The organism is Cupriavidus sp. 22TCCZM01-5 (assembly GCF_057798915.1).
The window spans coordinates 49,792-76,325 of sequence record NZ_JBYOJR010000004.1; the positions used below are offsets into that span (position 1 = coordinate 49,792).

The window sequence follows — 26,534 nt, forward strand, 5'->3', positions numbered from 1 at the left end:
ATATGTCTCCTCCTTGGTTTTTGGCATTGGCCGGCACGTCGCGGAGACGGCCTGGCCTGCCTGTTGGCCCTGTCGGCGGCGCCATACATCGCACGAGACGTGCCAGGGCCGCATGCCTCGCAGTGCACGCTAAGCCGCTGAAAACAAAGGAGAAAAAATGTGATGCCGGCGCCTGCGTTCGGCCTTCCGGATACTGGGCACGACATCCGTTCGGATTTCCGAACGATTGCCGCGGCATGCCGCGCGGCCGGGAGGCCGCGCTATGGACGTTCAGTCACTTGCCGATACCAGGTTCTCGCACTCGGCAAGGTAGGCATCGAGCGGAACCGGCCGCCCGATGGCGTAGCCCTGGGCGTAGTCCACGCCGATCGCGCGCAGCGCGTTCAGCGTGCGCTCGTCTTCCACCCATTCGGCCACCGTCCGCACGCCGAGCCGGTGGCCGATGTCGTTGATCGAGCTGACGATCTCGCGGTCGACCATGTTGTCGGCCAGGTTGCGGATAAAGATGCCATCGATCTTGAGGTAGTCCACCGGGAACTGCTTGAGATACGCGAATGACGACAGCCCGGAGCCGAAATCATCGAGCGCCACCGTGCAGCCGGCGCGCCGCATTTCCGTTACCACGCGGTTGGCGGCGGCCATGTTGTTGATCAGCGCGGTTTCCGTGATCTCGAGCCGGATACGGCTGGCGGGCAGGGCCGACCGTTCCAGCTCGGCATGCAGGAAGGGCAGCAGGAAGGGTTCGTCGAGCGAGTTGGCCGACAGGTTGACCGATACCGACAGGCCCGGCACGGCGCGCAGGCGCTCGCCGTACTCCCGCAGCACATGGCGGATGACCCAGCGGTCGACGTGCCCCATCAGGTCATAGCGCTCAGCGGCCGGAATGAAGGCGCCGGGCATGATCATCTCGCCGTGCTCGTCGACCATGCGCACCAGGATCTCGATATGGCGTTCCTCGCGGCCGTCGCCGGGCTGGTGCTGCAGCGCGCGGATCTCCTGCGCGAACAGCCGGAAGTGATTGCCTTCCAGCGCCGAGTGGATGCCCGCGGCCACCTCGAGTTCACGATGGTGGCGCCGCGCGTCGCTCTCGTCGCGGCGATACACCGACACGCGGCTGCGCCCGGCCGCCTTGGCGGCATAGCAGGCCACGTCGGCGCGGCTCATCAGTTCGCCGACCGGCGGCACGTCCTGGTCGATGGCGGCAATGCCGATGCTGGCGCCCACGTCGTACACGCGGCCGTCCCACGGGAAGCGCCGGCTGCGGATGGCGTCGATCACGCCCTGGCCGATGGCCTCGGCCTGGTCGACCGTGCAGTCCTTGAGCAGCAGCCCGAACTCGTCGCCGCCGAGCCGCGCCAGCAGGTCGTCGGGGCGCACATGGTTGCGGATCAGGTAGCCCAGCTCGCGCAGCAGGATGTCGCCGGCGGCGTGCCCGGCGGTGTCGTTGACGATCTTGAAGCGGTCCAGGTCGATGAAGCACAGCGCGGCGTGGTGGCCCTGCGTGCGCGCGGCCTCGCAGGCCTCGCGCAGCCGCTTTTCGAACCAGGTGCGGTTGGGCAGCCCGGTGAGCGCGTCGTGCATGGCCGAATGGGCCAGCTCGCGCTGCATCGCACGGGCCGTGGTGATGTCCTGGAACACCAGCACCGCGCCCAGCACATCGCCGGCCGCGGTGAGTACCGGGGCGGCGGAATCCTGCACGTCGTGGCGCTCGCCGGTCAGGCTCTGCAGCACCGCGCCCTCCTGCAGGTAAGCGGGCGTGAGCGTCTGCAGGCAGGCTTCGACCGGGCTGGGGATGGGCAGCCCGGTGAGTTCGTCGACGATGCGGAACACGCGTTCGAGCGGCAGGCCGCTCGCGCTGGCCATGGTCCAGCCCGTGAGTTGCTCGGCAATCGGGTTCATGAAGGTCACGCGCATGCCGGCGTCGGTGCAGATCACGGCGTCGCCGATGGACTGCAGCGTGATGTGCAGGCGTTCCTTCTCCTCGAACAGCGCCTCGGTCAGGCGGCGCTGCTCGGTGATGTCCCAGTTCGTGCCCACCAGCGCAAGCGCGGCGCCGTCGCCGTTGCGCGTGACATTGGCCATTGCGCGCACGTGGCGTACCTGGCCATCGGGCCAGACGATGCGGTATTCCGTGTCGAACGCCTTCTCGCCGCGGATGGCCTTGCGCATCTCGCCGTTCACGCGGGCCACGTCGTCGCGGTGGAGCATGGCGATCCACTGCGCGATCACCGGCGCGCCGTGCGCGGCATCGGTGCCGTGCAGCGCGTGCATGCGGGCATCCCAGGTAATGCCGGAACTGGTGAAATCCCATTCCCAGATGCCCACGCCACCGGCTTCCACCGCGAGCTGGGTGCGGCGCGACAGCTGCTCGAGCTGCCCCTGGGCGAGCTTGCGCGTGTGGATATCCTCGATCTGCGCGATGAAGTGCAGTGGGCTGCGGCTGTGCTGGTCGCGCACCAGGGACACCGCCAGCAAGGCCCAGCGGTACTCGCCGGCCTGGTGCAGGAAGCGCTTTTCCATGCGGTAGGACTCGATCTCGCCGTCCAGCAGCCGTTGCATCTGGCGCAGGTCGGCATCGAGGTCATCGGGGTGGGTGATGTCCTGGAAGCGCTGCTGGTACAGCTGTGCGGGGCTGTAGCCGAGCAGGTCCGTCAGCGCGCGGTTCACGGTCTGCCAGCGGCCGTCCAGCCCGGTCAGCGCCATGCCGATGGCCGAATGTTCCATGGCCAGGCGAAAGCGCTGGTCGCTGCTGTGCAGGCTGGCGCGGCCATGGCGGTTCTGGTCCGCCAGGTAGGCGATGCAGACCGGGAACACCATGATCAGGGCGGCCGACAGCGGCACCGACTGCTGCACCCCTGCCGCCACGGCGGCCAGTTCCATGGTCAGCGTGGCCAGCAGCGTCAGCAGCGCCGTGCCGAACGGGTTGGCGAACATGGCCGCCAGCACCAGTGGCAGCGACATGGCGACGAACGGATCATGGCCTTGCCACAGCGCGAGCGCGCCGATGGCCAGGCACAGGGCGAGCAGGCCGGCCTGAGGCAACAGCATGCGGCGCGCAAAGGTCGCGCATGCGCGCGTCGCGTTGATGGTCAGCGCCAGCGGCAGCAGCACCACCATGCCAAGCGCGCCCGCCTGCCACCAGGCCCACCAGAGGCTGGCAAAGCGTGTGCCGGCCACCCAGGCCAGCGCCGCCGCGCCGGCCGTGGCGCCCAGCGCCGGCCCCAGCACGCAGGCCACGCCGAGCGTGCACGCGAAATTGCCGAGCGGGCCCAGGCGCTCCGCGCTGGCATGGGCGGAGACAAAGCGCAGCAGCCGTGCCGTCCATGCGACCTCGAACAGGTTCGCGGCGGCCAGCAGTACGGCCGCGTCCGGGCCGTCCAGGAACAGGCAGTTGGCGACCAGGTTGGCGCAGAACATGCTGGCAAGCAGCCACGGCGCCTCGGCGCGCGGCCGATGCAGCAGCAGGCACAGGCAAAAGGCGTTGGGCAGCCACAGCGTGGCCACGCTGCCGGGCAGGCGCGCCAGCCAGATGCCGAACGCGGCCAGGGCGAAATAGCCCATGCCGCAGATCAGCATGGGCAGCCAGCGGCGCAGCGGGGCGCCAACGGAGGGAGCGGCCGTATCGACCGTATCGGGCGTCATGGACGGTTCTGGCAGGCAGGAACGTGGGTTCAACGTTGCCAGGGCGTAGCGGGCCCCAGCGTAGCGCCACTGTATCGGTTCGGAATCGGAGGCAGGTCGGAGATAGCAGGCAGGTACCGTGCCTGTTGCCACTGGTGCTGGCGCGCTTTTTTTGGTATGGCGCCGCCGCCGGCGGAGGACGTCATGGCGACGGCCTCGGCCGGGGTCGCGCGGCCCCGGCCAAGTGTGCCTTTCCCCACAGACACCGCGATGCGTGCCCCTTCAAGCTGAACTGTCCGCGCCGCATGGGCGGTGCGATGTCCGCACGGGGGAAGCAGCATGGCTCGTTATCTGCGTGTGGCGGCGTGGTCGCTGGCCGGCGTGGTCGTGGCCGCAGCCGGGGTCGTCTATGGCGCCATGCTGATCGGCGACCAGAAGGCCGGGCGCACCATTGACATCAAGGTGGCGCCGGTGGCCTATCGCGACGATGCCGCCAGCGTAGCGCTTGGCAAGTACCTGTTCGAATCGCGCGGCTGCATGGAGTGCCACGGCGCCGCGGCCGGCGGGCGCCAGGTGTTCGACGACCCGGGCGGGCTGCAGGTGCGCGCGCCCGACCTGACGCGCGGCAACGCTGAGATCGCCCATTACCAGCCGATCGACTGGGTCCGCAGCATCCGCCATGGCATCGCGCCATCGGGCCGGCCGCTGCTGGTCATGCCCAGCGAAGACTACAACCGGCTCAGCGACGATGACCTGGCCGCGCTGGTGGCGTACCTGCGCAGCCTGCCCCCGGGCCTTGGCGCGCCCGCCGACATCCGCATGCCGTGGTTCGTGCGCGCGATGTATGGCGCGGGCTTTATCCGCGACGCGGCTTCCAAGATCGACCACAAGCTGCCGCCGTCGCCGGCGATCGTGCCATCGGTGACGGCGCAGTACGGCGGCTACGTGGCCAATGCCTGCCAGGGCTGCCACCGCGCCGACCTGCGCGGCGGCAAGATCCCCGGTGCCCCGCCTGACTGGCCACCCGCGGCGGACCTGCGGCCCGTTGCCGGGGGCGCGATGGCGCGCTACGACCGTGCCGCCGCCTTCATCGCCATGATGCGCAGCGGCAAGCGGCCCGACGGGTCGGCCATCAGCACCGTGATGCCGTTCGATTCCTTCGGCCGCATGAACGACACCGACCTGACCGCGCTTTACCTGTACCTGGCCAGCCTGCGGAGCTGAGCCGTCAACCTCGCCGGCGGGCCAGGCGCCGGCCGGCGGCGATGCCCGGCAGCTCCACCCAGCGGTGCAGCAGCATCGCCAGCAGCAGCGTGAGCGCGGCGTCGATGGCGAATCGCGCGAGCTGCAGCGCGTACTGGTCCGGCGCCAGTTCGGGCATCAGCCGCTTGACGCCCTCGATCACGGTAGGGTGGACCAGGTAAAGGGCGTAGGACAGCTCGCCCAGCCACACCAGCGCGCGCGGCACGCGCAGCAGTCCGCAGTGCTCGGCGGCGACCGCGCCCGCCAGCAGCGCGGCGGCGGGCAGGCCGCGCCCCGCCAGGCTGAACTCGGGCCCGACCAGCGGCAGCGAGGCCAGGAACCAGGCGGTGCCCGCGACCAGCATCGCCCACGCCGCGCCGCGCGTCAGCAGATGGCGCCAGCGCGCATAGGCCCACGCCAGCAGGCAGCCGAGCAGGAACTCAAGCACCAGCGGATTGCTCGCCATCGCCACCCACGGCCACGCGAACGGATAGCCCTGCGCGGGATCCATGACGGGCGCGCCGAAGCGCCACCACGGCAGCGCCAGCGTGAACCCGGCGAACAGCGCCAGCACCACCCACAGCGCGCGCCGACCCGCCAGCCATAGCCCGAGCGCGAAGGCGCCGTAGAAGGCCATCTCGTAGTTGAGCGACCAGCCCACGTACAGCGCGGGATAGCCGTAGTAGGGCGCATGGTCCGTACTGGTGGGCACGAAGGCCAGCGACAACGCGAACACCGCCGGCGTGACCGGGTTCAGCAGCAGCGCGTGGATGACCGACATGGTCCAGTACGGCGGCGCCAGCCGGCAGCAGCGGCGGATCACGAAGCTGGCCGGCGTTTCGGGCCGCGGCCGTGCCAGCACCGCGACCCACGCGATGATGAAGCCGCTGATGACGAAGAACACATCGACGCCGACATGGCCGCGCTTGATGAGGTTGGCGGTGATCCACGCGAGCACGGGCGTCTGTCCGGTGCCCAGCGTCAGGCCGGAGTGGTACAGCACGACATACGCCGCGGCCAGTCCGCGCAGGGCCTGGATGCTGTCGAGTGTCGCGACGGCGCGTTCGCTGGATTCTGGAATAGTCGGAGTCACTGTTGCTGTGGCGGCGGGCGGACGCCCCTGATTTCCTGACTGACCTTGCCCGGCTGCACAAAGTTCGTGCATGGAGCGCGCGCGTCACGCCCCTGCCGGCAAGGTGACCGGAATTGCACTATGCTCATTTGTCCGCGGCGGCCGGTCAATGGCCGTGGGCGCGGCGTGTGAACAAGACTACGGGCAACGTACCCAAGGAGTGTCCCCCCATGACAACTCTCAATATCAACGGCAAGGCGCAGGAAGTCGACGTGGATCCGTCCACGCCGCTGCTGTGGGCCTTGCGCGACAACCTTGACCTGACCGGGACCAAGTTCGGCTGCGGCATGGCCGCGTGTGGCGCCTGCACGGTCCATATCAACGGCCAGGCCACGCGCAGCTGCGTGACGCCGGTCTCGGCAGCGGCCGGGGCGCGCATCACCACCATCGAGGGCGTGAATGCCGACAAGGTCGGCCGCGCCGTACTCGACGCCTGGATCAAGCATGACGTGGCCCAGTGCGGCTACTGCCAGAACGGGCAGGTGATGAGCGCGGTGGGACTGCTGCGCAACAAGCCCCGGCCCACCGATGCCGACATCGACCAGGCCATGGCCGGCAACCTGTGCCGCTGCGGCACCTACCAGCGCATCCGGGCCGCGATCAAGGACGCGGCCCGCGCGCTGGCCTGAGCGGAGGCCCTGACATGCGTATTCGTGGACTCGAGGCCCTGGCCGGCGCAAGCACGGCGCAGGGCGGCAATGCCGACGGCAGCGGCGCTGCCGGCGTGGCAACGCTGGATCGCCGCAGCTTCCTCAAGCTGAGCGGCCTGGCCGGCGGCGGCCTGGCACTGGGCATGGTGCCCGTGGCGCAGGCCCAGGAGGGCGGCGCACCGAAGGCGCCCCCATCGGCGCCGCAGGCGTTCCTGGTGATCGCGCCGGACAACACGGTGACGATCGCGGTGAACCGGCTGGAATTCGGCCAGGGCGTGCACACCGCGCTGCCCATGGCGCTGGCCGAAGAGCTGGACGTCGACTGGCGCAACGTGCGCGCCGCGCTGGCCCCCGCCGGCGATCCGTACAAGGACCCCGGCTTCGGCATGCAGATGACTGGCGGCTCGACTGCCATCAACCATTCGTTCCAGCAGTACCGCGAACTGGGCGCCCGTGCCCGCGCCATGCTGGTCGCCGCGGCGGCGCGGCAATGGCAGGTCGATCCCGCCAGCTGCAAGGTCGAGCAGGGCGTGGTGAGCTCGGGCAGCCGGCGTGCCACGTTCGGCGAACTGGCGCCCGCGGCCATGGAGATGCCGGTGCCGCGGCAGGTGCGCCTGAAGGACCCGTCGCAGTTCCGCCTGGTGGGCAAGCCCACGCCGCGGCTCGATGCGCGCGCCAAGCTCGAAGGCAAACCGGCGTTCGGCATCGATACGCGCCTGAAGGACATGAGGGTGGCCGTGGTGGCGCGTCCGCCGCGCTTCGGCGGCAAGGTCAAGTCGTTCCATGCCGACAAGGCGCGCGCGATCAAGGGCGTGAGAGACGTAATGCAGGTGCCGGTGGACCGTGGCGGCACCGGAGTGGCCGTGGTGGCCGACGGCTACTGGCCGGCCAGGCAGGCGCGCGAGGCGCTGCAGATCGAGTGGGAAGACACCGGCTCGAAGGTGTCGTCGCAGGCGCTGTTCGAGACCTATGCGAAGCTGGCCGCGCAGCCCGGCACCGTGGCCCGTGCCGGTGAGGGCGATATCGCCGCGGCAGTGAATGGCGCGCCGCGCAGGATCGAAGCCGAGTACCGCTTCCCCTATCTCGCCCATGCGCCGATGGAGCCGCTGAACTGCACGCTGCAGCCCGACGTGGCCGGCGGCAAGGTGCGGGCTGTCAAGGTGTGGGTCGGTTCCCAGTTCCAGACCGTGGACCAGGCGGCCGTGGCACGCGTGCTCGAACTGCACCCGGACCAGGTCACCCTCAACACCATGATGGCGGGCGGCGGCTTCGGCCGCCGCGCGGTGCCCACGTCCGACTACCTGGTGGAAGCGGCCAACGTGCTGCGCGCCTGGGTCGCCAACGGCCACACCGAACCCCTCAAGGTGGTCTGGAGCCGCGAGGACGACATCCGCGGCGGCTACTACCGTCCGCTGCATGTGCACCGCGCGCGCATTGGCCTGGACGCGCACGGCAAGGTGGTGGGCTGGCAGCACACCATCGTCGGCCAGTCGATCCTGAAGGGCACGCCGTTCGAGCCGTTCATGGTCAAGAATGGCGTCGACGCGACCATGACCGAAGGCCTGCTCGAGAACGACTACAACCTGCCGATGCAGCTTTCGGTACACCACCCGCAGGTGGACGTGCCGGTGCTGTGGTGGCGCTCGGTCGGCAACACGCACACCGCCTACGTCAAGGAAACGCTCGTGGACGAAATGGCCGCGGCGGCCAGGCAGGATCCGGTGGCCTACCGCCTGGCGCGGCTGGATGAGAGCAAGCACGCGCGCCATCGGGCCGCATTGCAGCTGGCGGTGGAAAAGTCCGGCTACGGCAAGCGCAAGCTGCCCAAGGGGCACGCGTGGGGCGTGGCGGTGCACGAGTCGTTCAACTCGGTGGTGGCCCATGTGGCCGAGGTCTCGCTGGTCAAGGGCGAGCCGCGCGTGCACCGCGTCACCGCCGGCGTGCACGCCAACCGCGTGGTCAACCCGTTGTCGGCCGAGGCGCAGATCCAGGGCGCCTGCATCTTCGGGCTGGCGATGACGCGGCCCGGGTTTGCCATCGAGATCGAGAACGGCGCGGTGAAGAACAGCAACTTCCCCGACTATCCGCCGCCGCGGATTACCGACGCGCCCGTAGTCGACGTGTTCTTCGTGCCCTCGCAGGACCCGCCCACCGGCCTGGGCGAACCAGGCGTGCCGCCGATTGCCCCGGCGGTCGCCAATGCGCTGTTCGTGCTGACGGGCAAGCGGCAGCGCCAGTTGCCGTTCGTGCTGGCCTGACCGGCCGGTGCGCCGGAGGTGCATGCCGCCTCCGGCGCTATCATGGCGGCATGACGATGACCGCCACTCTCCACTACATCTACGATCCCCTGTGCGGCTGGTGCTATGCCGCCGCGCCGCTGGTGCAGGCCGCCCAGGCCATGCCCGGCATGGCGCTGGCGCTGCATGCCGGCGGCATGATGGCCGGGGCGCAACGCCAGCCGGTGACGCCGGCACTGCGCAACTATGTGATGCCGCATGACCGGCGCATCCACGCGCTCACGGGCCAGCCGTTCGGCGACGCCTATTTCAACGGCCTGCTGTGCGATCCGCATGCCGTGTTCGATTCCGAGCCGCCGATTACCGCGATCCTTGCCGCGGCCGCGCTATCGGCCGAGTTATGGGACGAGTTATCGGCCGATGCGCCGCAGGACCTGGCACTGGCCATGCTCAAGCGCATCCAGCACGCGCACTATGTCGAAGGGCGGCAGATCGCCCGGCCCGAGGTGCTGGCCGCGCTGGCCGCCGAACTTGGCATGGCGCCCGCAGCCTTTGGCGCGGCCTACAGCGCCGCGGCCGGGGCGCCGGCCGCCCGCCATATCGAACAAAGCCGGCGCCTGCTGGGCGCGCTGGGTGGACGAGGTTTCCCGACCTTTGCGCTCGAAACGGACGGTGGCTACCGCGTGCTCGATTTCGGTCCCTTTCTTGGCAAGCCCGCCGAATGGCAGGCGTCGATCGCGCAGCAGTTGCAGGCCAACACCAACGATGCCGGTGGCGCATCACCCGTCTGCGGGCCTGACGGCTGCGTGTTGTAATCCACGCAGCCGGGGCGCGGCCCTATTGCCTTTGCCGCCAGGCCCGCGTAGAACGTGAAAAAAAGCGAGGGCGGCGGCGCCCGCCGGACAATCGAGGTGTGGACATGGAGACCCAGGAAAGCGCGCTGACCATGGCGCTGATGACCGAACCCGCACGCGTGAAGATCTGCCGCGCGCTGCTGCAGGCAGGCGAAGAGGGGCTGCCCGCGGCCGACCTGGCGCAACTGGCCGGCCTGCCGATCAAGCGTGCCGGCCACCTGTTCGAGGAAATGCTGCAGGCCAACGTGGTCACCCTGGCCATCCGCGAGCGCCGTGTCTGCTACGTGCTCAAGGCGCGGCTGGCGGTGACCGAAGCGCTCGGCTATATCGACGCCAGCGGGCTGGCCGACTGAGCCCGCGGCACGGGACATACCTATCTGCTGACTTCCTTCAGCGCGCGTTCCCGCGCGGCCTGCATGTCCTGCACCAGCCGGTAGGCGGCATAGTACTTGTAGATGTTCCGCACATAGGTCGTGGTCTCGATGCCGATCTTCTCGGCCACCACGATTTCCACATTGTTGAACCACTTGTCCGGGTCCAGGCCGCGCGCCGCGGCCTCCTTGCGCATCTTCGCGATATTGCCGGGGCCGGCGTTGTAGCTGGCAAAGGCAAAGAGCGGGCGGTTCGCTTCGGAGAAGTGCGCATCGGCGAAATACCGCGTCATCAGCTTGTCCAGGTACTTGGTGCCCGCGTGGATGTTCGACTCGGTCTGCTTGATATCGCCCACGTTGAGCTCCTTGCCGGTGGCGGGCATGACCTGCATGACGCCGATCGCGCCCACATGGCTGCGGGCCTTCTGGTTCAGCTGCGATTCCTGGAAGCCCTGCGCGGCCAGCATCAGCGGGTCGAAGCTGTAGTCCTTGCCGTACTTGTCGAAGAAGGCAATGGTCTGCTCGAAGCGCTTGTATTCCGCATCATTGGTGTTGTTGCGGATCTGCTTGACGCTCTTCATCAGTTGCTTGAGCCGGTATTCCGCGACACTGTGCTTCTTCAGGTGGTTGACGTAGAAATCATCGATCGCCGCACGCAACTGCGGGCTGTTCTTGCGGAAGGCCCAGCCGACATAGCCCGCGGCGCGGACCACGAGGTCCTCGCGCACCTTGATCTTGGGCAGGATCTGCGCCCACATCGCGGCTTTCCAGTCGTCCACCACGATGATCGGCAACAGCCCGGCATTGACCATCTCCATGGCATCTTCGTCTTCGAGCGCGTCGGGCAGCAGCACAAGTTTCACGGGTGCCTTGCCGGTCTGGCGCAGGCTGTCGTTCAGGGCCGTCAGGCTTTCGTAGTAGCTGCTCGTGCGCCGCACGTGCACGGTCTTGCCGGACAGGTCGACCAGGCTGGACAGCGCGGGTGCCTTGGGCCCGGTGACGATCAGTTCGCGCACCGGCTTGCGGTCGCGTGGCGCGGCGAAGTCGACCAGCTTGAGCCGGGATTCGGTCTCGGTCAGGTTGCCGGCGGCAATGTCGCCCAGGCCAGCGGCCAGGTCGGGCAGCAGGCGGTCGCGCGTGGTCGGGATGATGATGACCGTCAGCGGGCGCTTGCCGAGGCGGCTGGCGTAGGTCTTGTTCAGGTAGCGCTCGAAGTCCCGCACCAGCCCGGCCGTCAGGCCGCACTCGCGGCCCTTGTCACTGAAGTACAGCGTGCGGCTGTAGGGCACCAGCACGCGGATGACGTGGCGATCGACCATTGCGTCGAAATCGCCCTTCCAGGGTTTGTTGGCCAGGTTGAGCCCGCGTACGGCGGCGGCATCGGTTTTTGCGGCTGGCGCGGCCGCTGTCGGCGCGGAGGCCGGCGCCGACTTTTGCTGCGCGGCGGCAAGCGGGCCGAAGCAGCATGCTGCCCCCACCAGGCCTTGCAGCAAGAGGCCTGCCAGCTTGGGGGGCAAGCGGAAAGCGGGCATGTCGGGCAGCGCGGCCGCTGCGCGAGTGCCTGCGGCGCGTGCTACTGGAGTCTAGTGCGGATACGGGCCGGTGCAAGCCGGTCGTGAGCCGGCTGGCGATGGCGGCGCCGGCAGCGGCTTGCCAGCCCACTGCCGGCGAAGATGCTGCGGTTCGCTACTGCTTTGGCGCCGCGAGTTCCTGGCGCGCGGCGTTGTCCGCGGCCTGGTCCTCCGCCTTGCGCTCCTGCTTGGCTGCGTGGACGTCCTGCTTGTACTCGCCCTTGGCAGTCTTCTTGGTGGCCTTGTATTCATCGGCCGCCTTCTTGCGGGCCTCGCGGCGTTCCACCAGCGGATCCTTCGGTGGCTCGATTTGCGTCATGCCTGGCGGCACGCCTTGCGCCCCCGCCGGTGTGGCCGGTGTGGCCGGTGTGGCTGGAGTGGCTGGTGTGGCTGGTGTGGCTGGTGTGGCTGTTGTGGCCGGGGTGGACTGGGTGGACGGAGTGGCGGGAGTCTGGGCAAAGGCAGCGGCACAACTCAGACCGGCCAGGACCACGGCGAGTGCGCCGGCCACATGGGTCGGACGGACGGGCTTTTTCAGATCCATTTGGAACCTCATCGGGTTGTTGTCGGATGCGGCCGGCAGGCTGTTGCACGGGAGCAGGTAGCGGCACCTGTGATCCAGCGGTGCGTTGGTCGCAAGGTTGACTCTAGCGGGCGGATGGGGGCGGGGATGTCGGGGTTGGGCCGAATGGGTGGGGGGAGGATGTCTGACAGCGGTGTCGTGCCTGGCGGGCGCGGTTGTTTCGCGGTTCGGCCGGCGAGTCACTTGGCCGGACGGCGAAAGTCAGCAAAAGGCGCATTTGGCGGCTGGGCGGTTTGCGAAAGCTGGTCGGCCGCTCATGGGTATGATGGCTCGGCCTTCGTGGTTTCCCTAGTTACCCCGAAATGTCAATCTGATGCCCCGGATTGTCAAAATGCTCCGCCTTGCTCCTAGATACTTGGCGAGGTCGGCCGCAACGGCCCACGGTATCGACCTCTGACAAGATCGCAAGGAGAAGACCAGCATGGAGCTTAAGGACAAGGTGGCAATCATTACGGGCGGCGGGCAGGGCGGCGGCGAAGGCATCGCGCGCGTGCTGGCGCGTGAAGGCGCCAGGATTGCCGTGGTGGACCTGAACCTTGACGCCGCCAGACGCGTCGCTTCCAGCATTGATCCGGACGGCAAGCGTGCGATCGCCATCCGCGCCGACATCAGCAAGAAGGCCGACACGGAGGCCATGGCCCGCCAGACGCTGGAGGCGTTTGCCGCGATCGACATCCTGGTCAATAACGCCGGCATCGGCGGCGCCTCCGCATTGGTGTGCGACGTCACGGAAGAAAACTGGGACCGCGTGATGGGGGTGAACGCCAAGGGCATCCTGTTCTGCTGCCAGGCGGTCATCCCTGCCATGAAGGCGCAGGGCAAGGGCAAGATCGTCAATATCGACTCCATCGCCGGCATTCGCATGGCTTACTTCAGCAGTGCGGATTACACCGCGTCCAAGCATGCGGTCACGGGGCTGACGCAACACCTCGCATGGGAGCTGGCGGACCAGCGCATCAATGTCAATGCCGTGTGCCCCGGCGGCATCCTGACGCCTGCCATTGAAGCGTATGCCAGTCCGGAAAAGCGCGATGCGCTGATCCGGCGGACGGTGCCGCTGGGCAGATTCTGCAAGCCCGAGGAGATCGGCGAGGCGGTATCGTTCCTTGCCAGCGACCGTGCCGACATGATCACGGGCCAGATGCTGGCCGTGGATGGCGGCACCCTCACCGGATATGGCGAGGATCTCCGTGCGGTGCTGCGCCAGCGGCTCCAGGAAGAACAGGGCCATTGACCTGGCGTGACGCGCAGCCTGCAGGGCTGGCCCGCGCTGAAGCGGGCCAGCAAGGCGAGGCTGCCGTCGGCAGTGCAGGTGAGTTCAATAGTGGATGCTGCCGGGGATTCCGCCGCCGACCGCGATGGCTTCGCCATTGATTGCCACGCTCAGCGGTGAAGCGAGGAAGGTCACCACGCAGGCGACCTCGCTGGCATCGACCATGCGGCCGAGGCTGCTTCTGGTCGCCGCCCACGCCTCGGTGGCAGCATCGGTCTTCTCGGTGCGCGTGGGTCCGGGATGGACCGCCGTGACATTGATGCCCTTCGGGCCAAGTTCATCCGCGAGGTTCTTGGTGATCGCCGCCACGCCGACGTTGCGAAGCGTGGCGATGGGCCGGCCCGTATGGTAGATCGCCAGGCCGCCGATATTGATGATGCGTCCCCAGCCATTTGCGGCCAGATGCGGCGCCAGCGCCCGTGCGGTGCGAAGATAGCCGATGACCTTGATGTCGATATCTTCGAGTGCTTGCGCATCGACGATCTGGTCCAGCTGCGTGGCCGGCGAGATGCCGCCTGGCAGCGCCGCGGCATTGACCAGGATATCGATGCCACCCAGGGCTTCGATCGCTTGCTCCACCATGGCATCGACGGACGCCTTGTCGGCGGTATCGACCGTCAGCGGCACCATGCGGCGGCCGCTCAGCGCCGCGAGCTCCGCGGCTGTCGCCTCCAGCGCCTCTTGCCCGCGCGCGGCGAGCACGACATCAACGCCTTCCTGCGCGAGCTGCAGGGCAATCGTCTTGCCAATGCCGCGGCTGCCACCCGTCACGATGGCGCGCTTGCCTTCTAGCCTCAGGTCCATGATCTCTCCGATTTCCTGCAATGTTCCAGCAATGGGTTCCGGGCGATCATGCCCTGAGCACGTCGCCCCGTGATAGCGCATGCGTCCTGGTGGAGCGGTGATGCCCGCGCGCCGGGAAGCAACGTTACGGTACCAGTACGGCGCCAGCGCCGCTGGTCTTGCGCGCGTCGCGCGCACGATGGGTCTCCGCGGCATCGGCCAGCGCAGCGCTAGCGGGTACTTTCCCGTGCCGGTGATTGACGGCGCCACACCGTCACGCTGCAGCCAAAGCGCATGGAGAACCACCTGGAGAATGCACTAAGCGAGGAAAAGCCCAGCAGGATCGCAACGTCCGACAGCGGTCGCGCGCTGTTTTTCAGGTATCTCGTGACGAGGTCGACCCTGACGGCATCGACGACGGAAAGGTAGTTCTGTCCATAGGCAGCCAGGTGGCGATGCATCGTCTTGCGGTCGATGCCAAGCTGCCGGGCTACCTGTTCGGCCCCGCACTGGCCGGTTGGCAGCAGCGCGAATACCAGCTTGCGCACCTTGTCCGGCATGGTGGAGCCGGACTGCGCCAGCTTGGTATCCAGGAACTCGCGCGCATGACGTCCCAGTGCCGGATCCGGCGCTGCGTTGGCCACGTCGAGGTCGGAGGCGGCCAGCAGGATGCCATCGAAATCCTGGCGGAAGCGCACCGGTACACCGAACACGCGCCGATGCGTGGCAAGGCTGGCTGGCGCGGCATGGCTGAAGCAGACGCTGCGCGGCTTCCATGCCGGGCCCGCGAGCAGCTTGAACAACCGGAACCAGAGGCAGATCACGAACTCCGTCGATTGCCGCATGGAACCTTCCACGGACACGAGGAGTTCAAGCCTGACAAGCGCGGCGTCCCCGATCGTCTCGATGCGCATATCGAGACCTTCGTTGAGCAAATGCAGATAGCGCGCCATCGCGTCCAGTGCGTCGCGCAGGGTGGCGCCCTCGCGCATCGCCGTCCACAGTGGGCCCCGCGTTGTCAGTTGACGGGCTTCCGCCACGCGCAGCCCAAGGTCTTCCAGGCCGGCACGCCGTGCCGAATCCTCCAGCAGGCGCATGACCGATTTCGCCGGCACCCGCATTTCCGGGTCCACCAGCGCCGTCGGGCTGATACCCGCCTGACGCAGCTGGCGATAGGGATCCAGGCCGAGCTGGCGGGCCACGTCGACAAACTCCGTCAGGTTCACATGTTGCAGCAGTGTCGACATAGGACTTCCCCAAGGTGCCCCAAAATGTAAAGTGGCTGCCCCCGAATGTCAACGCATCGCGCGCCAGTTCCTCAATACTGTGCATCGACCCTTCTGCATCGACCTCTACTACAACCTTTCGGAGTCGCAATGCGAGTCGAGCCACTTACGTGCGACACACACACACCATTGCAACGCAAAGCGAGACTGAGAAACTGACAATGAGCCAGATCGACCCCAATATGCTCAAGGACAAGGTTGCCGTGATCACAGGCGCGGGCCGCGGCATCGGACGCACCATTGCACTGGCCTATGCCAGCGCCGGTGCTGCGGTGGTATGCAGCGCCCGCAGCGAGGCCGACATCGCGCAGACCGCCGCGCTGATCCGCGAAGCGGGTGGCCGGGCTATCGCGCAGACCGTTGACGTGGCGGACTACGAGACCGTCGCGGCCCTGTTCCAGCGCGCCAGCGATACCTTTGGCGGTGTCGATATCGTCGTGGCCAATGCCGGTGTCGCGCTCGAGCAGCGCCGGATCGCTGACGGCGATCCCGTGCTCTGGCGCAAGACCATCGATATCAACCTGACGGGTGCCTACCACACCGCCCATGCCGCCATTCCCCACCTGCGCCGCCGTGGCGCCGGCAAGATCATCATGATCGGTTCCGGCCAGCGCAATCGCCCCAATGCGGGCCTGTCGGCCTACTCGTGCTCCAAGAGCGGCCTGTGGATGCTTACCCAGTCGCTGGCGATGGAACTCCAGGAGGACAACATCAGCGTCAATGAGCTGATACCGGGGCCGGTCAGGACGGACATGACGCGTGACGTTGCCATACCGCCCGGCGAATGGTTCAAGGATCCCGCCGATGTCGTCCCGCTTGCCCTGTTCCTGGCCGGCATGCCCGATTTCGGTCCCAGCGCGCAGAGCTACAGCCTGATGCGCCGCGCCTGACACCAGGCAGACGACCGGCGGGCGCGGACACCGCACCCGCGACAACCGAAGGCTGCAATGGCCTTGCAGCCGCTGCCCGTTCAAGGAGGCCCATGAGTCGTTTAGTTCGCATCGCCACGCTGTCGCGCTATACCGAGGTGGCGCGCTCGGTCGGCCTGGATCCGCTGCGGATGCTGGCGGAAGTGGGGCTGCCGCCAAGCTGCCTGGACGACGGCGACAACCTGGTTTCCGCCAGCGCAGTCTGCCGCCTTCTCGAAATGTCCGCGGCAGCCTCCGATGCCGAAGACTTTGGCCTGCGCATGGGGGAGGGCCGTCAATTGTCGGTATTGGGGCCGCTCGGCATGGCAGTGCGAGATTCGCGGACGCTGCGCGATGCGCTTGGTGCGATGGTGCGCTACATCACGCTGCATAGCGAGGCTCTGTTCCTCGGCGTGGAAGAACGGGAGGGCGCTCTGGTCATCCGCGTGTCGCTGATGGTCGAGCATTCCGGCTCGACACGCCAGGCCGACGAAATGGTAGTGGTGTCGCTTTACCGGATGCTTCAGGAGCTGATCGGTCCACGGTGGCGCGCGCGGCGTATCTGCCTTTCGCATGGCGCCCCGAGAAATCCGGCAGCGCACGCGCGCGTGTTCGGCCGGGCCGTGGATTTCGGTTGCGACTTCAACGGCATTGTCTGCGAGCTGCAGGACATGGAGGCAGTGCCGTGCTCCGCGCGCCCGGAGCTGGCGCAGTACGCGCATGCCTATCTGGAATCACTGAGCGCGCGTGCGACCCTGTCCATGACCGAAAAAGTCCGGCGCATGGTGCTGTCCTTGCTCTCGTCGGGAAACTGCGGCGTGGAGCGCGTCGCCAGCCAGCTTGGCGTCGACCGGCGCACGGTCCACCGCAAGCTGCTGCAGGAAGGCTCGACCTTCAGCAGCATTCTCGATGAGGTCCGTGCCTCGCAGGCGATGCAGTATCTCCGGCATTCGGACCGCCCGGTCAGCTACGTGGCCGTGTTGCTCGGGTTTTCGATGCAGAGCGCGTTCTCGCGCTGGTTCCGCGGCCATTTTGGCTGCAGCCCCAGTGCATGGCGCAGCGATGGCATGCAGCCGGCCGGGCCGCTGCCGCGGCAACAGCTGCTGGCGGCGAGCCCCGAGCAGCGGGCGTAACGCGGCGTTGCTCAGGCCGCCTGCGGCCAGACGATGCGGCGCTCTGCTTCGATCGACAGCGTCACGGCGGCATCGGTATCGATAAAGTTTGCTTCGTCCGGCTTGACTGACTCCCGGAAGAGCGGCGAGCGCACCGCTGCCTGCAGCGCGGCATCATCCTCGAACCAGATCTGCGCCGCGCCGTCGAAGCGCGGCTCGCCTTGCTCACAGGCATCGGCACAGGCGGCCGGCAGCGTGGCACTTTGGACATAGCGGCGCAGACCCGGCACCGACGCGGCCAATGGCCCATGCGTGCCGCGCCAGTAGCGCAGCATGTCCGCGCGGCCGAGATTCGCCTTGCGCTTGAAGAAGGTCATTCGCTTTGGCAACGATTCGTCCCTGGCGATCGATGCGCCGGCGTGTACGACGTGATCCGTTGTGTGCAGACGCACGCAGGGCCCGGGGTCGACCAGTTTGCCAGCGCCCGCCAGCGCCGACCCGACATACTCCGCGCTGTGCAGGAGCGCATCGAGAGCCGCACTGTCTTCGACCCAGATCTCGTCCACGGTATCGTAGTGCGCAGCCTGACCGGGGACCAGGCGGACAGTGTTCTGGACGTAGCGCCGCACACCGGGAAAGCTCGCCGCCAGCGGCGCATGCGCTTCTCGCCAGTAGCGCAGGAAATCGTGGCGGTCCACATCGGGGCGCCGCGTGCAGAGGAAGATGAGATGGATCATGTCGCGGGCGTGCCGGTGGTGACGGCGGGCGCGCGCTCCAGCGCGCCGAGAATCCGCGCGAATCGCGCTTCCAGGCGCGGCCGCATGCGTGTCGGCGTGAAGATGTAGAACTCGCCCGCCCGAATCGCCTCCAGTGTCTGGCTGGCCACCAGTTCCGGCGCCGTGCCAGCGGCAACACTGGCCCTGAACGATTCGCTGGCATGGCTCGAGCGTTCGGCGATGGGGGTCTTCACCGGGCCAGGACAAAGCACCGAAACACCAATGCCGGTGCCGCGCAGTTCCTGCTCGAGCGCCTCGGAGAGGGCTACCACGCTGTATTTCGTGGCCGCGTAGGCGCCCATCGGGAAGTCGCTGTTCACCCAGAAGCCAGCGCCCGACGCCGTGTTGACGAAGTGCGCCGGCTCGCCGTGCCGGCGCAGCAGCGGCAGGAAATGACGGATACCGTGAATCACGCCAAACACGTTGATGCCGAACGCGCGGGTCCAGTCCTGCTCCGATAGCGAAGCCAGTTCGCCGCTCATATCGATGCCGGCGTTGTTGAAGACCAGGTGGATGCGCCCCAGTTTCGCCGCGAACTCCGCCGCCGCATCGCGCACGTCCGCATCGGAGGAAACATCCAGTACGCGCGTGCAGATGCGCCTGCCGGTCGATGCGAGCTGCTCGCGTGCAGTGTCAAGCCCGTGCGCGTCGATGTCGGCCAGTGCAAGGTCGGCACCGCGAGCCGCCAGTGCCTCGGCCAGTGCCAGGCCGATGCCCGACGCGGCGCCTGTGATGATTGCCGTCTTGCCCTGAAAGTCCTGAAGGCGGGGGCGGGCGTCCGGCCGGGACTCGTTGCCGCCGATGTCTGTATGAATCATGGATATTGGTGGTTAAGGGCTGCGCGGCCGCGGCATTCAGCCGATTACGGATTCCGGAGCGAGGCGGACAAGCTGCTTGCCGGTGTTCTTGCCGGTAAACAGGCGGTTCAGGGCGGCGGGCGCCTGCTCGATGCCGTCAACGATGTCGACGCGGTACTTGAGCCGGCCGTCCCTGACCCATTTCGCCAGGGCTTCCACGGCTTCGTGGAACCGCGAACGGTAGTCGGCAATAAGGAAGCCTTCGATGCGGGCGCGTTTCATGATGACGTTGCGGAACAGCTTCGGGCTCCACCAGTCACCGCTTGCGTTGTAAGTCGAGATCATCCCGCACAGGGCGATGCGGGCACCCGGATTGATCAGAGCCAGCACGGCATCCATGGTCTCGCCGCCCACGTTCTCGAAATCGACGTCGATGCCGTCCGGGCAGGCGTCGCGAAGATCGGCAAGCAGGTTGCCGCCCTTGTAGTCGACACAGGCATCGAGGCCGAACTCATCCCTGACGAGCTGGCATTTGGCCTGGCCACCCGCGACGCCAACCACCCGGCAGCCGAGTATCTTGCCGATCTGGCCGGCGATCGAGCCGACGCCACCTGCGGCGGCCGACACCACGATGGTCTCGCCAGCCCTGGGCCTGGCAATGTCGAGCATGCCGAAATAGGCGGTCATGCCGGAGCTGCCCAGCACGCTCGCATACGCATGCAGGGGCAGGCCATACTCCACCGGGACGCGCCGGGCAGTCCTCGTTACCGAGTACTCTTCCCACGCCATGCCGCCTTCGACGATGTCGCCAGGCCTGAAGTCCGGGTGGCGGGACTCGATGACCACGCCCATGGTGACGCCGCGCATCACCTCGCCCAGCGCCACCGGGGCCATGTACTGGTCGATCTCGCTCATCCAGACGCGGTTGGTCGGCGCCACCATGAGATAGAGGTTGCGCACCAGGATCTCGCCGTCGCGCGGGCGCGGCAGCGGCGCTTCAACGAGCTGCAGGTCGTTGTCGCCGATATCGCCGACGGGGCGCTGCCTGAGGATCCAGCGCCGGTTCATTGTCTTCATGCTTGCTCCTCCAAAATTTATGCCTGGTGCCGCGTGCGCGGGCCGCACTGCCGGTCGCCGTAACGCGCTCGCTGCTCAGTCTTCCAGCGCGCCATATACGATGTTGCGCAACAGGGCCCGGTACCCGACGCGCGTCGCCGGGTCGTTCTCCTGAAGCATCAGAATGGCTACCAGCTGCTCTTGCGGATCCGCCCAGAAATACGTCCCGAGCGCGCCGCCCCAGTAAAAATCGCCGACCGAACCCGGCACCGGGCTCAGGCCCCGCGCGGTGCGCACGCCCACTGTCAAGCCATGGCCCTGGCCGAGATCGGGCAATGGCGCGTTGATGCCGAGCCCTGTGGTCGAGCTGCCATAGCGTGTGGTCGGGGGCAGATGGTTGCCAAGCATCAATTCGACGGTCTTCCTGGAGAGCAGGCGCACGCCATCGAGCACACCGCCGCTGAGCAGCATCTGGCAGAAGCGCGCGTAGTCGCCGGCCGTGGACAGCAGGCCGGCGCCACCGGAATGCCAGCGAGGCGGGTCGTGCTCGTCGTAGTCGAACAGGGCGGTCGATTTGCCGGATGCGCCGGATGGCAGTGCCAGGCCAGCGCCGTCCCGGCGCTTCAGCCCGAAGGCCGTTGCATGCATGCGCAGCGGCTGTGTCACGCGCTCCGCGACGAAGCGGGCCAGGTCCATGCCCGAGACAATCTCGATGACGCGGCCGAGCACGTCGGTGGACATGCCATACTCGAACACCTCGCCCGGCTGGCATTGCAGCGGGATGGCCGCCAGCTTTGCGACCATCTCGGCATTGGTCTGCCCGGGATCCATCGTGCCGCTTTCGCGATACTGGCGCTGCACCAGCGAATCGCCGAACTGCCCGTATGTCAGGCCGGACGTGTGCCGGAACAGGTCGTGGACGGTCATGGCGCGGCGCACCGGTTCGAGCACAAGGCGGCGCCCGCCGGGTTTCCCGTCGGCCGTCTCGACGCCGACCTGAAGGTGCGCGAATTCCGGGATGTAGCGTTCGACCGGATCGTTCAGGGCCAGTCGGCCTTCTTCCATCAGTATCAGCGCTGCCACGCCAATGACGGGCCGGGTCATCGCAGCAAGGCGAAAGACGGAGTGGCGCTGCATCGGACGGCGCGGGGTATCCGCATGCTCGAAGCCGAACGCCTCGAACCAGGCGATCCGGCCCTTGCGCGCAACCAGCACGACGGCGCCCGGGATCTTGCGACGGTCGATATCTGCATTGAACACCGATGAGATCGACCGCAGCCGCCGCGCGGACAGCCCGACCTCTTCAGGGGTATCAGCCTGGTCCAGGGCACAGGTCTTGAATGGCAATACTGGCTCCTTCATGTTTCGCGGCATCAGCGCCTTGCGCCTGCCGTAAGGCATATGTACCGAGTCTAGGGAAGCAGGCGGCCGGGCGGATGATGGTGCGGGTCTTCGCCGTGACCGCCGGGGACATTGCGTATCCGGGGCACGCACTGTCGACGGGTACCGGCGAAGAGGGGAGCAACCGGCGAAGGTCGAATGATTGCGGCAGATCGCCGCGATGGCCGTCGGTGGCCGAGTGCGAACTCCGGCAGGAAGGCAACAGCCAGCGCTGCCGGAGCCGCGGACCGTCAGGGCTGGATGTTGTAGGTCTTCACGATGGCGGCATTGCGGTCGTACTCGGTGCGCAAGGCCTGGCCAAGCTGAGCCGGGGTTTGCGCCGGCACGGTCTCGAAGCCGAGCCCGAGAATCCGCTCCTGCACCTTGGGCGTCGAGGCTGCCTTGTAGACGGCAGCCTGGATTTTCTGGACCACGTCTGCAGGCACCTTGGACGATACGAACACGCCCGCCCAGTTGTTGAAGTCAATGTCCGGATAGCCCAGCTCGGCAAAGGTCGGGACTTGCGGCAGCAGCGGCGAACGCTGTTTCGCGGCCAGCGCATAGGCCTGCAGCTTGCCGGCCTTGATCATCGGCAGCGAGGTCACCATGCCGTCGTACATCACCGCGATCTGTCCGCCCATGACCTGTGTCAGCGCCGGCGGAGAGCCGGCAAAAGGCACGTGCTGCAGATCCATGCCAGCTTTCTGGTTCATGATCAGGCCAGCATAGTGGGCGACCGTGCCCGCACTGTAGGAAGCAAAACTGAGCTGGCCCGAATGGGCTTTCACATAGCTGATCAGGCTCGGCAGGTCCTTGGGCGGCAGGGCCGTCGACCCGACCAGCAGGAGGGTCGACCTGGCCACCGCGGCCACCGGCTTCACATCCTTCATCGGATCGTAGGAGACCTTCATCACATGCGGGATCTCCGTGAGCACATTGGTGGTCGACACCAGGATGGTCTGCCCGTCGGCCGGCGCCCCCAGCAACGTGTTCATCGCAATGCCGCCGCCGGCGCCTGGCTTGTTGTCGACCACCACGGACTGGCCCAGTTCGGCCGTGAGCGCTTCGGACAGCACGCGTGCCAGCACATCCATGGTGCCGCCGGCAGGCGCTGGGACCAGTACCCGGACCGGCTTGTTGGTCCATGCCATGGCGACGGGCATGGACAGGGCCAGGACAGCGCAGGCAGCGGCGCGGCGCACGCAGTTCAGGGTAGGGCGGATTGGCATAGATGTCTCCCCGTTATGGGTGTGGTCTCGAAATGGGTGCCATGGACGACGGCAGTCGTGCCAGAAGTATGGGCGGGCGATGCAAAGCGTCTTAACATTCAGGGGCAAATATTTGACATTTCGGGACAGTTAGGGAAAGCCCAATGCGGGGATGCCCTCGGGGGCAGTGCGGGAAAACGGGGAAATGCGTCGGGAAATGCGCAGATCGCGGCGCGACGGCACCGCGGCGGCAAACGTGATCAGATGTCGCGGATTGCTCCGCTGGCGATCCCGGTGCGGAAGAGTCTGAAGGTCTCGCCTACTGCTTCGCGCAGCGGCGTGCGGGGCAGGGGACCAATCAGGTTCTCCAGCGCGGTCGCGTCGTAGTCTTCGGGAAGCCCGAGCGATGGCCCGGCGAACGTGATCGTTCCGCGCGCTTCCGGTATGACCGACTCGATCGTCTCGACGACTTCGCCCATGTCTGCGACGCTGCCTTGCATATTGAAGACGTCAGCGCCGCGATAGCCGGAACGTGCGCACGCGATGAACATGCGCGCAAGGTCGTCGGCATAGTGAATCTGGCTGCGGCCGCTGTATGGAATATGGAAACGACGCGCGAGCGCTGCCGCCAGGACGGCCTGGGTGGGCGCCGCGGTCAGGCCATAGTCTCTTCCGGCGCCGAAGACTGTTGCCGGGCGAAGGCCGATGCTGGAGACGCCTCTGTCCTGGTAATACACGCGCGCCATGCCCTCTTCTGCCTGCTTGAACACACCATAGAGGGTCGTCGGATGCCCGCAGGTATGGTGCAGGATGGTTGCATCGCTCGCCGCGTCGCAGCTGTCGTACACCGCAATCGATGACGCGTACACGATGCCGGCGATCCGCTGGGCGCGCCGCGCCACTGCTTCGAACAGATTCACGCCGCCCAGCACGTTGACGCGGGCCCCAAGCGGAGGATCGGCCTTGAACCTTGGGTGAATCAGCGCTGCCAGGTGAATCACATGCGTGATGCGATACCTGTCCAGTGTTGCCTCGAGCAGGCCCAGGTCCGTGATGTCGCCGCGAACCATCTCGACGCGCGACAGATGTGCGTCGTCCATCAACAGGCGCAGGCGCCGGACGTCGTTGTCCGCGTCGAAGGCAACGACCGGCACGCCTTCCTGTACGAGCCGGCGCACCGTCCATGCGCCGATACATCCCAGTGCCCCGGTTACCAGAAATCGCTCAGAGTTCGCCATCGTTGCCAGTCACCGGTTGCGGGCACCGCCGCGTGCCCGGAATGAACTGTCAACATTCTAGGAAGGCCATCGCCATCGGGATTGACGTGGCGGGGCGCCGGCGTGACAGCCGGGGACATTGCGCGAGGAGTTCAGGCTGGCGCGGGAAGCCGTAAGGGGCCAGGGTTGAGCGAATCTCGCCACCTCGCCACCTCGCCTCCGCGTCACCAAAGGCCCCCGACACCCACCAAGGGAAAACCCCCATCAAGTCGCTGTCTTGAAATGCCCATACCCCGTCCCTATAATTAGCACTCGCTGGGGGTGAGTGCTAACAGCTCCCTGCGGTACCCGAAATTCCGCGGCCGCCGACTCTGATCGCGGCTCGCTTGTGAATCAAAACTCACTTTTGTATCTAGGAGTCCGTATGAATCTGCGTCCTTTGCACGACCGTGTGATCGTGAAGCGTCTGGACAATGAAACCAAGACCGCGTCCGGTATCGTGATTCCCGACAACGCCGCCGAGAAGCCGGATCAAGGCGAAGTGCTGGCCGTCGGCCCGGGCAAGAAGGATGACAAGGGCAACAATATCGCCCTCGACGTGAAGGTGGGTGACCGTGTGCTGTTCGGCAAGTACGCCGGCCAGGGCGTGAAGGTCGAAGGCCAGGAACTGCTGGTCATGCGCGAAGAAGACATCATGGCTGTCGTGAACAAGTAATCACTTGTCGACGACACCCACCGCAAAGAATTAGGAGAATCAGAACATGGCAGCAAAAGACGTAGTGTTCGGCGACGCCGCCCGTGCCAAGATGGTCGAAGGCGTGAACATCCTCGCCAACGCAGTGAAGGTTACCCTGGGTCCGAAGGGCCGCAACGTGGTGCTGGAGCGCAGCTTCGGCGGCCCGACCGTGACCAAGGACGGCGTGTCCGTGGCCAAGGAAATCGAGCTGAAGGACAAGCTGCAGAACATGGGCGCCCAGATGGTCAAGGAAGTGGCTTCCAAGACCAGCGACAACGCCGGTGACGGTACCACCACCGCTACCGTTCTGGCCCAGTCGATCGTGCGCGAAGGCATGAAGTTCGTCGCCGCCGGCATGAACCCGATGGACCTGAAGCGCGGTATCGACAAGGCAGTCGCCGCCGCCGTGGAAGAGCTGAAGAAGGTCAGCAAGCCCACCACCACCAGCAAGGAAATCGCCCAGGTTGGCGCGATCTCGGCCAACAGCGACACCTCGATCGGTGAGCGCATCGCCGAAGCCATGGACAAGGTCGGCAAGGAAGGCGTGATCACCGTCGAAGACGGCAAGTCGCTGGCCGACGAGCTGGAAGTCGTGGAAGGCATGCAGTTCGACCGCGGCTACCTGTCGCCGTACTTCATCAACAACCCGGAAAAGCAAGTTGTCCAGCTGGACAACCCGTTCGTGCTGCTGTTCGACAAGAAGGTCTCGAACATCCGCGACCTGCTGCCGGTGCTGGAGCAAGTGGCCAAGGCTGGCCGCCCGCTGCTGATCATCGCTGAAGACGTGGAGGGCGAAGCCCTGGCGACCCTGGTGGTCAACAACATCCGTGGCATCCTGAAGACCGCCGCCGTCAAGGCCCCGGGCTTCGGCGACCGCCGCAAGGCCATGCTGGAAGACATCGCCATCCTGACCGGCGGCACCGTCATCGCTGAAGAAATCGGCCTGACGCTGGAAAAGGCTGGCCTGAACGACCTGGGCCAGGCCAAGCGCATCGAGATCGGCAAGGAAAACACCATCATCATCGATGGCGCCGGCGACGCCGCTGCGATCGAAGGCCGCGTGAAGCAGATCCGCGCCCAGATCGAAGAAGCGACCTCGGACTACGACCGTGAAAAGCTGCAAGAGCGCGTGGCCAAGCTGGCCGGCGGTGTTGCCGTGATCAAGGTTGGTGCTGCCACCGAAGTCGAAATGAAGGAAAAGAAGGCCCGCGTGGAAGACGCCCTGCACGCCACCCGCGCTGCGGTGGAAGAAGGCATCGTCCCCGGCGGCGGTGTGGCCCTGCTGCGTGCCCGCGCTGCGATCTCGGCACTGACCGGCGAAAACGCCGACCAGAACGCCGGTATCAAGATCGTGCTGCGTGCCATGGAAGAGCCGCTGCGCCAGATCGTGCTGAACGCTGGTGAAGAAGCTTCGGTCGTCGTTGCCAAGGTTATCGAAGGCAAGGGCAACTACGGCTACAACGCGGCTTCGGGCGAGTACGGCGACCTGGTCGAAATGGGCGTGCTGGACCCGACCAAGGTCACCCGCACCGCACTGCAGAACGCCGCTTCGGTGGCTTCGCTGATGCTGACCACGGACTGCGCAGTTGCCGAGACGCCGAAGGAAGAGTCGGCTCCGGCAATGCCGGGCGGCATGGGCGGCATGGGTGGTATGGAAGGCATGATGTAATCACGCCGGCCGACTGCCGTTCGCGGCAGGCTGTCTGAGAAAAACCCCCGCAAGTGAAAGCTTGCGGGGGTT

22 protein-coding genes are annotated in these 26,534 nt (G+C 66.8%); 10 read left to right on the forward strand and 12 right to left on the reverse strand.

Annotated features, from left to right (window positions below; translation table 11 throughout):
* Window positions 1–270: 270 nt before the first annotated feature.
* Window positions 271–3,642, reverse strand: coding sequence for a diguanylate cyclase (locus AC3FNH_RS05260; protein ID WP_488719292.1), 3,372 nt, complete (start codon window positions 3,640–3,642; stop codon window positions 271–273).
* Window positions 3,643–3,960: 318 nt separating this feature from the next.
* Here AC3FNH_RS05260 and AC3FNH_RS05265 point away from each other — a divergent pair, with 318 nt between their 5' ends.
* Window positions 3,961–4,845 (forward strand): c-type cytochrome, encoded by an 885-nt coding sequence (locus AC3FNH_RS05265; protein ID WP_488719293.1) that lies wholly within the window; start codon window positions 3,961–3,963, stop codon window positions 4,843–4,845.
* 4 nt (window positions 4,846–4,849) lie between these two features.
* Here AC3FNH_RS05265 and AC3FNH_RS05270 read toward each other — a convergent pair whose 3' ends face one another.
* Window positions 4,850–5,956: an acyltransferase family protein gene (locus AC3FNH_RS05270; RefSeq protein WP_488719294.1), complete on the reverse strand. Its 1,107-nt coding sequence runs from the start codon at window positions 5,954–5,956 to the stop codon at window positions 4,850–4,852.
* Between the two features lie 209 nt (window positions 5,957–6,165).
* On the opposite strand from AC3FNH_RS05270, the gene AC3FNH_RS05275 reads away from it, so the two are divergent.
* The 4 genes from AC3FNH_RS05275 to AC3FNH_RS05290 all read left to right on the forward strand — a co-directional run bounded on the left by AC3FNH_RS05275 (window position 6,166) and on the right by AC3FNH_RS05290 (window position 10,089).
* Window positions 6,166–6,624, forward strand: a complete 459-nt coding sequence (locus AC3FNH_RS05275) for a (2Fe-2S)-binding protein (RefSeq protein ID WP_276099670.1) — start codon at window positions 6,166–6,168, stop codon at window positions 6,622–6,624.
* 14 nt (window positions 6,625–6,638) lie between these two features.
* Window positions 6,639–8,903 (forward strand): xanthine dehydrogenase family protein molybdopterin-binding subunit, encoded by a 2,265-nt coding sequence (locus tag AC3FNH_RS05280; protein ID WP_488719295.1) that lies wholly within the window; start codon window positions 6,639–6,641, stop codon window positions 8,901–8,903.
* A gap of 56 nt (window positions 8,904–8,959) precedes the next feature.
* Window positions 8,960–9,697: a DsbA family protein gene (locus AC3FNH_RS05285; RefSeq protein WP_488719296.1), complete on the forward strand. Its 738-nt coding sequence runs from the start codon at window positions 8,960–8,962 to the stop codon at window positions 9,695–9,697.
* Window positions 9,698–9,801: 104 nt separating this feature from the next.
* Window positions 9,802–10,089 (forward strand): helix-turn-helix domain-containing protein, encoded by a 288-nt coding sequence (locus AC3FNH_RS05290; protein ID WP_276099674.1) that lies wholly within the window; start codon window positions 9,802–9,804, stop codon window positions 10,087–10,089.
* Between the two features lie 20 nt (window positions 10,090–10,109).
* On the opposite strand, the gene AC3FNH_RS05295 is transcribed toward AC3FNH_RS05290, so the two are convergent.
* Window positions 10,110–11,639: an MltF family protein gene (locus AC3FNH_RS05295; RefSeq protein ID WP_488719297.1), complete on the reverse strand. Its 1,530-nt coding sequence runs from the start codon at window positions 11,637–11,639 to the stop codon at window positions 10,110–10,112.
* Between the two features lie 154 nt (window positions 11,640–11,793).
* Window positions 11,794–11,997 (reverse strand): hypothetical protein, encoded by a 204-nt coding sequence (locus AC3FNH_RS05300; RefSeq protein WP_488719298.1) that lies wholly within the window; start codon window positions 11,995–11,997, stop codon window positions 11,794–11,796.
* A gap of 685 nt (window positions 11,998–12,682) precedes the next feature.
* Between AC3FNH_RS05300 and AC3FNH_RS05305 the strand changes: the two genes are divergently transcribed.
* Window positions 12,683–13,495 (forward strand): SDR family NAD(P)-dependent oxidoreductase, encoded by an 813-nt coding sequence (locus AC3FNH_RS05305; protein WP_488719299.1) that lies wholly within the window; start codon window positions 12,683–12,685, stop codon window positions 13,493–13,495.
* An 84-nt stretch (window positions 13,496–13,579) separates the two neighbouring features.
* On the opposite strand, the gene AC3FNH_RS05310 is transcribed toward AC3FNH_RS05305, so the two are convergent.
* Together AC3FNH_RS05310 and AC3FNH_RS05315 are read right to left on the reverse strand one after the other, a co-directional pair.
* Window positions 13,580–14,338, reverse strand: a complete 759-nt coding sequence (locus AC3FNH_RS05310; RefSeq protein ID WP_488719300.1) for an SDR family NAD(P)-dependent oxidoreductase — start codon at window positions 14,336–14,338, stop codon at window positions 13,580–13,582.
* Between the two features lie 209 nt (window positions 14,339–14,547).
* Window positions 14,548–15,564 carry an AraC family transcriptional regulator gene (locus tag AC3FNH_RS05315; protein WP_488719301.1) on the reverse strand — a complete coding sequence of 339 codons (1,017 nt, stop codon included), beginning with the start codon at window positions 15,562–15,564 and terminating at the stop codon, window positions 14,548–14,550.
* Between the two features lie 200 nt (window positions 15,565–15,764).
* Here AC3FNH_RS05315 and AC3FNH_RS05320 point away from each other — a divergent pair, with 200 nt between their 5' ends.
* A complete protein-coding gene (locus AC3FNH_RS05320) occupies window positions 15,765–16,493 on the forward strand; it encodes an SDR family NAD(P)-dependent oxidoreductase (protein ID WP_488719302.1) in 729 nt (242 codons plus the stop codon).
* Window positions 16,494–16,585: 92 nt separating this feature from the next.
* A complete protein-coding gene (locus AC3FNH_RS05325; RefSeq protein ID WP_488719303.1) occupies window positions 16,586–17,644 on the forward strand; it encodes an AraC family transcriptional regulator in 1,059 nt (352 codons plus the stop codon).
* Between the two features lie 11 nt (window positions 17,645–17,655).
* Here the strand turns inward: AC3FNH_RS05325 and AC3FNH_RS05330 are convergent, their stop codons facing one another.
* The 6 genes from AC3FNH_RS05330 to AC3FNH_RS05355 all read right to left on the reverse strand — a co-directional run bounded on the left by AC3FNH_RS05330 (window position 17,656) and on the right by AC3FNH_RS05355 (window position 24,078).
* Window positions 17,656–18,360: an EthD family reductase gene (locus AC3FNH_RS05330; protein WP_488719304.1), complete on the reverse strand. Its 705-nt coding sequence runs from the start codon at window positions 18,358–18,360 to the stop codon at window positions 17,656–17,658.
* Window positions 18,357–19,217, reverse strand: a complete 861-nt coding sequence (locus AC3FNH_RS05335) for an SDR family NAD(P)-dependent oxidoreductase (RefSeq protein WP_488719305.1) — start codon at window positions 19,215–19,217, stop codon at window positions 18,357–18,359. Before AC3FNH_RS05335 ends, AC3FNH_RS05330 begins: the two co-directional genes overlap by 4 nt.
* A gap of 36 nt (window positions 19,218–19,253) precedes the next feature.
* Entirely contained in the window at window positions 19,254–20,273 is a 1,020-nt protein-coding gene (locus AC3FNH_RS05340; RefSeq protein ID WP_488719306.1) for an NADP-dependent oxidoreductase, read from the reverse strand.
* Between the two features lie 75 nt (window positions 20,274–20,348).
* Entirely contained in the window at window positions 20,349–21,599 is a 1,251-nt protein-coding gene (locus AC3FNH_RS05345; RefSeq protein WP_488719307.1) for a serine hydrolase domain-containing protein, read from the reverse strand.
* Window positions 21,600–21,883: 284 nt separating this feature from the next.
* The gene (locus AC3FNH_RS05350; RefSeq protein ID WP_276099686.1) at window positions 21,884–22,861 is read right to left on the reverse strand and encodes a Bug family tripartite tricarboxylate transporter substrate binding protein; all 978 of its coding nucleotides are present in this window, start codon (window positions 22,859–22,861) and stop codon (window positions 21,884–21,886) included.
* 239 nt (window positions 22,862–23,100) lie between these two features.
* The gene (locus AC3FNH_RS05355) at window positions 23,101–24,078 is read right to left on the reverse strand and encodes an NAD-dependent epimerase/dehydratase family protein (protein WP_276099687.1); all 978 of its coding nucleotides are present in this window, start codon (window positions 24,076–24,078) and stop codon (window positions 23,101–23,103) included.
* A gap of 403 nt (window positions 24,079–24,481) precedes the next feature.
* On the opposite strand from AC3FNH_RS05355, the gene groES reads away from it, so the two are divergent.
* Entirely contained in the window at window positions 24,482–24,772 is a 291-nt protein-coding gene (gene groES, locus AC3FNH_RS05360) for a co-chaperone GroES (RefSeq protein ID WP_063237002.1), read from the forward strand.
* A 46-nt stretch (window positions 24,773–24,818) separates the two neighbouring features.
* Window positions 24,819–26,462, forward strand: a complete 1,644-nt coding sequence (groL, locus tag AC3FNH_RS05365) for a chaperonin GroEL (protein ID WP_488719308.1) — start codon at window positions 24,819–24,821, stop codon at window positions 26,460–26,462.
* The last annotated feature ends 72 nt before the right edge of the window (window positions 26,463–26,534 follow it).

What these genes read in the sequence shown, in the direction of transcription:
- AC3FNH_RS05260 (WP_488719292.1), bottom strand. Translation starts at nt 3,642, where the DNA reads ATGACGCCCGATACGGTCGATACGGCCGCTCCCTCCGTTGGCGCCCCG.
- AC3FNH_RS05265 (WP_488719293.1), top strand. Translation starts at nt 3,961, where the DNA reads ATGGCTCGTTATCTGCGTGTGGCGGCGTGGTCGCTGGCCGGCGTGGTC.
- AC3FNH_RS05275 (WP_276099670.1), top strand. Translation starts at nt 6,166, where the DNA reads ATGACAACTCTCAATATCAACGGCAAGGCGCAGGAAGTCGACGTGGAT.
- AC3FNH_RS05280 (WP_488719295.1), top strand. Translation starts at nt 6,639, where the DNA reads ATGCGTATTCGTGGACTCGAGGCCCTGGCCGGCGCAAGCACGGCGCAG.
- AC3FNH_RS05285 (WP_488719296.1), top strand. Translation starts at nt 8,960, where the DNA reads ATGACCGCCACTCTCCACTACATCTACGATCCCCTGTGCGGCTGGTGC.
- AC3FNH_RS05290 (WP_276099674.1), top strand. Translation starts at nt 9,802, where the DNA reads ATGGAGACCCAGGAAAGCGCGCTGACCATGGCGCTGATGACCGAACCC.
- AC3FNH_RS05295 (WP_488719297.1), bottom strand. Translation starts at nt 11,639, where the DNA reads ATGCCCGCTTTCCGCTTGCCCCCCAAGCTGGCAGGCCTCTTGCTGCAA.
- AC3FNH_RS05300 (WP_488719298.1), bottom strand. Translation starts at nt 11,997, where the DNA reads ATGACGCAAATCGAGCCACCGAAGGATCCGCTGGTGGAACGCCGCGAG.
- AC3FNH_RS05305 (WP_488719299.1), top strand. Translation starts at nt 12,683, where the DNA reads ATGGAGCTTAAGGACAAGGTGGCAATCATTACGGGCGGCGGGCAGGGC.
- AC3FNH_RS05310 (WP_488719300.1), bottom strand. Translation starts at nt 14,338, where the DNA reads ATGGACCTGAGGCTAGAAGGCAAGCGCGCCATCGTGACGGGTGGCAGC.
- AC3FNH_RS05315 (WP_488719301.1), bottom strand. Translation starts at nt 15,564, where the DNA reads ATGTCGACACTGCTGCAACATGTGAACCTGACGGAGTTTGTCGACGTG.
- AC3FNH_RS05320 (WP_488719302.1), top strand. Translation starts at nt 15,765, where the DNA reads ATGAGCCAGATCGACCCCAATATGCTCAAGGACAAGGTTGCCGTGATC.
- AC3FNH_RS05325 (WP_488719303.1), top strand. Translation starts at nt 16,586, where the DNA reads ATGAGTCGTTTAGTTCGCATCGCCACGCTGTCGCGCTATACCGAGGTG.
- AC3FNH_RS05330 (WP_488719304.1), bottom strand. Translation starts at nt 18,360, where the DNA reads ATGATCCATCTCATCTTCCTCTGCACGCGGCGCCCCGATGTGGACCGC.
- AC3FNH_RS05335 (WP_488719305.1), bottom strand. Translation starts at nt 19,217, where the DNA reads ATGATTCATACAGACATCGGCGGCAACGAGTCCCGGCCGGACGCCCGC.
- AC3FNH_RS05340 (WP_488719306.1), bottom strand. Translation starts at nt 20,273, where the DNA reads ATGAAGACAATGAACCGGCGCTGGATCCTCAGGCAGCGCCCCGTCGGC.
- AC3FNH_RS05350 (WP_276099686.1), bottom strand. Translation starts at nt 22,861, where the DNA reads ATGCCAATCCGCCCTACCCTGAACTGCGTGCGCCGCGCCGCTGCCTGC.
- AC3FNH_RS05355 (WP_276099687.1), bottom strand. Translation starts at nt 24,078, where the DNA reads ATGGCGAACTCTGAGCGATTTCTGGTAACCGGGGCACTGGGATGTATC.
- groES (WP_063237002.1), top strand. Translation starts at nt 24,482, where the DNA reads ATGAATCTGCGTCCTTTGCACGACCGTGTGATCGTGAAGCGTCTGGAC.
- groL (WP_488719308.1), top strand. Translation starts at nt 24,819, where the DNA reads ATGGCAGCAAAAGACGTAGTGTTCGGCGACGCCGCCCGTGCCAAGATG.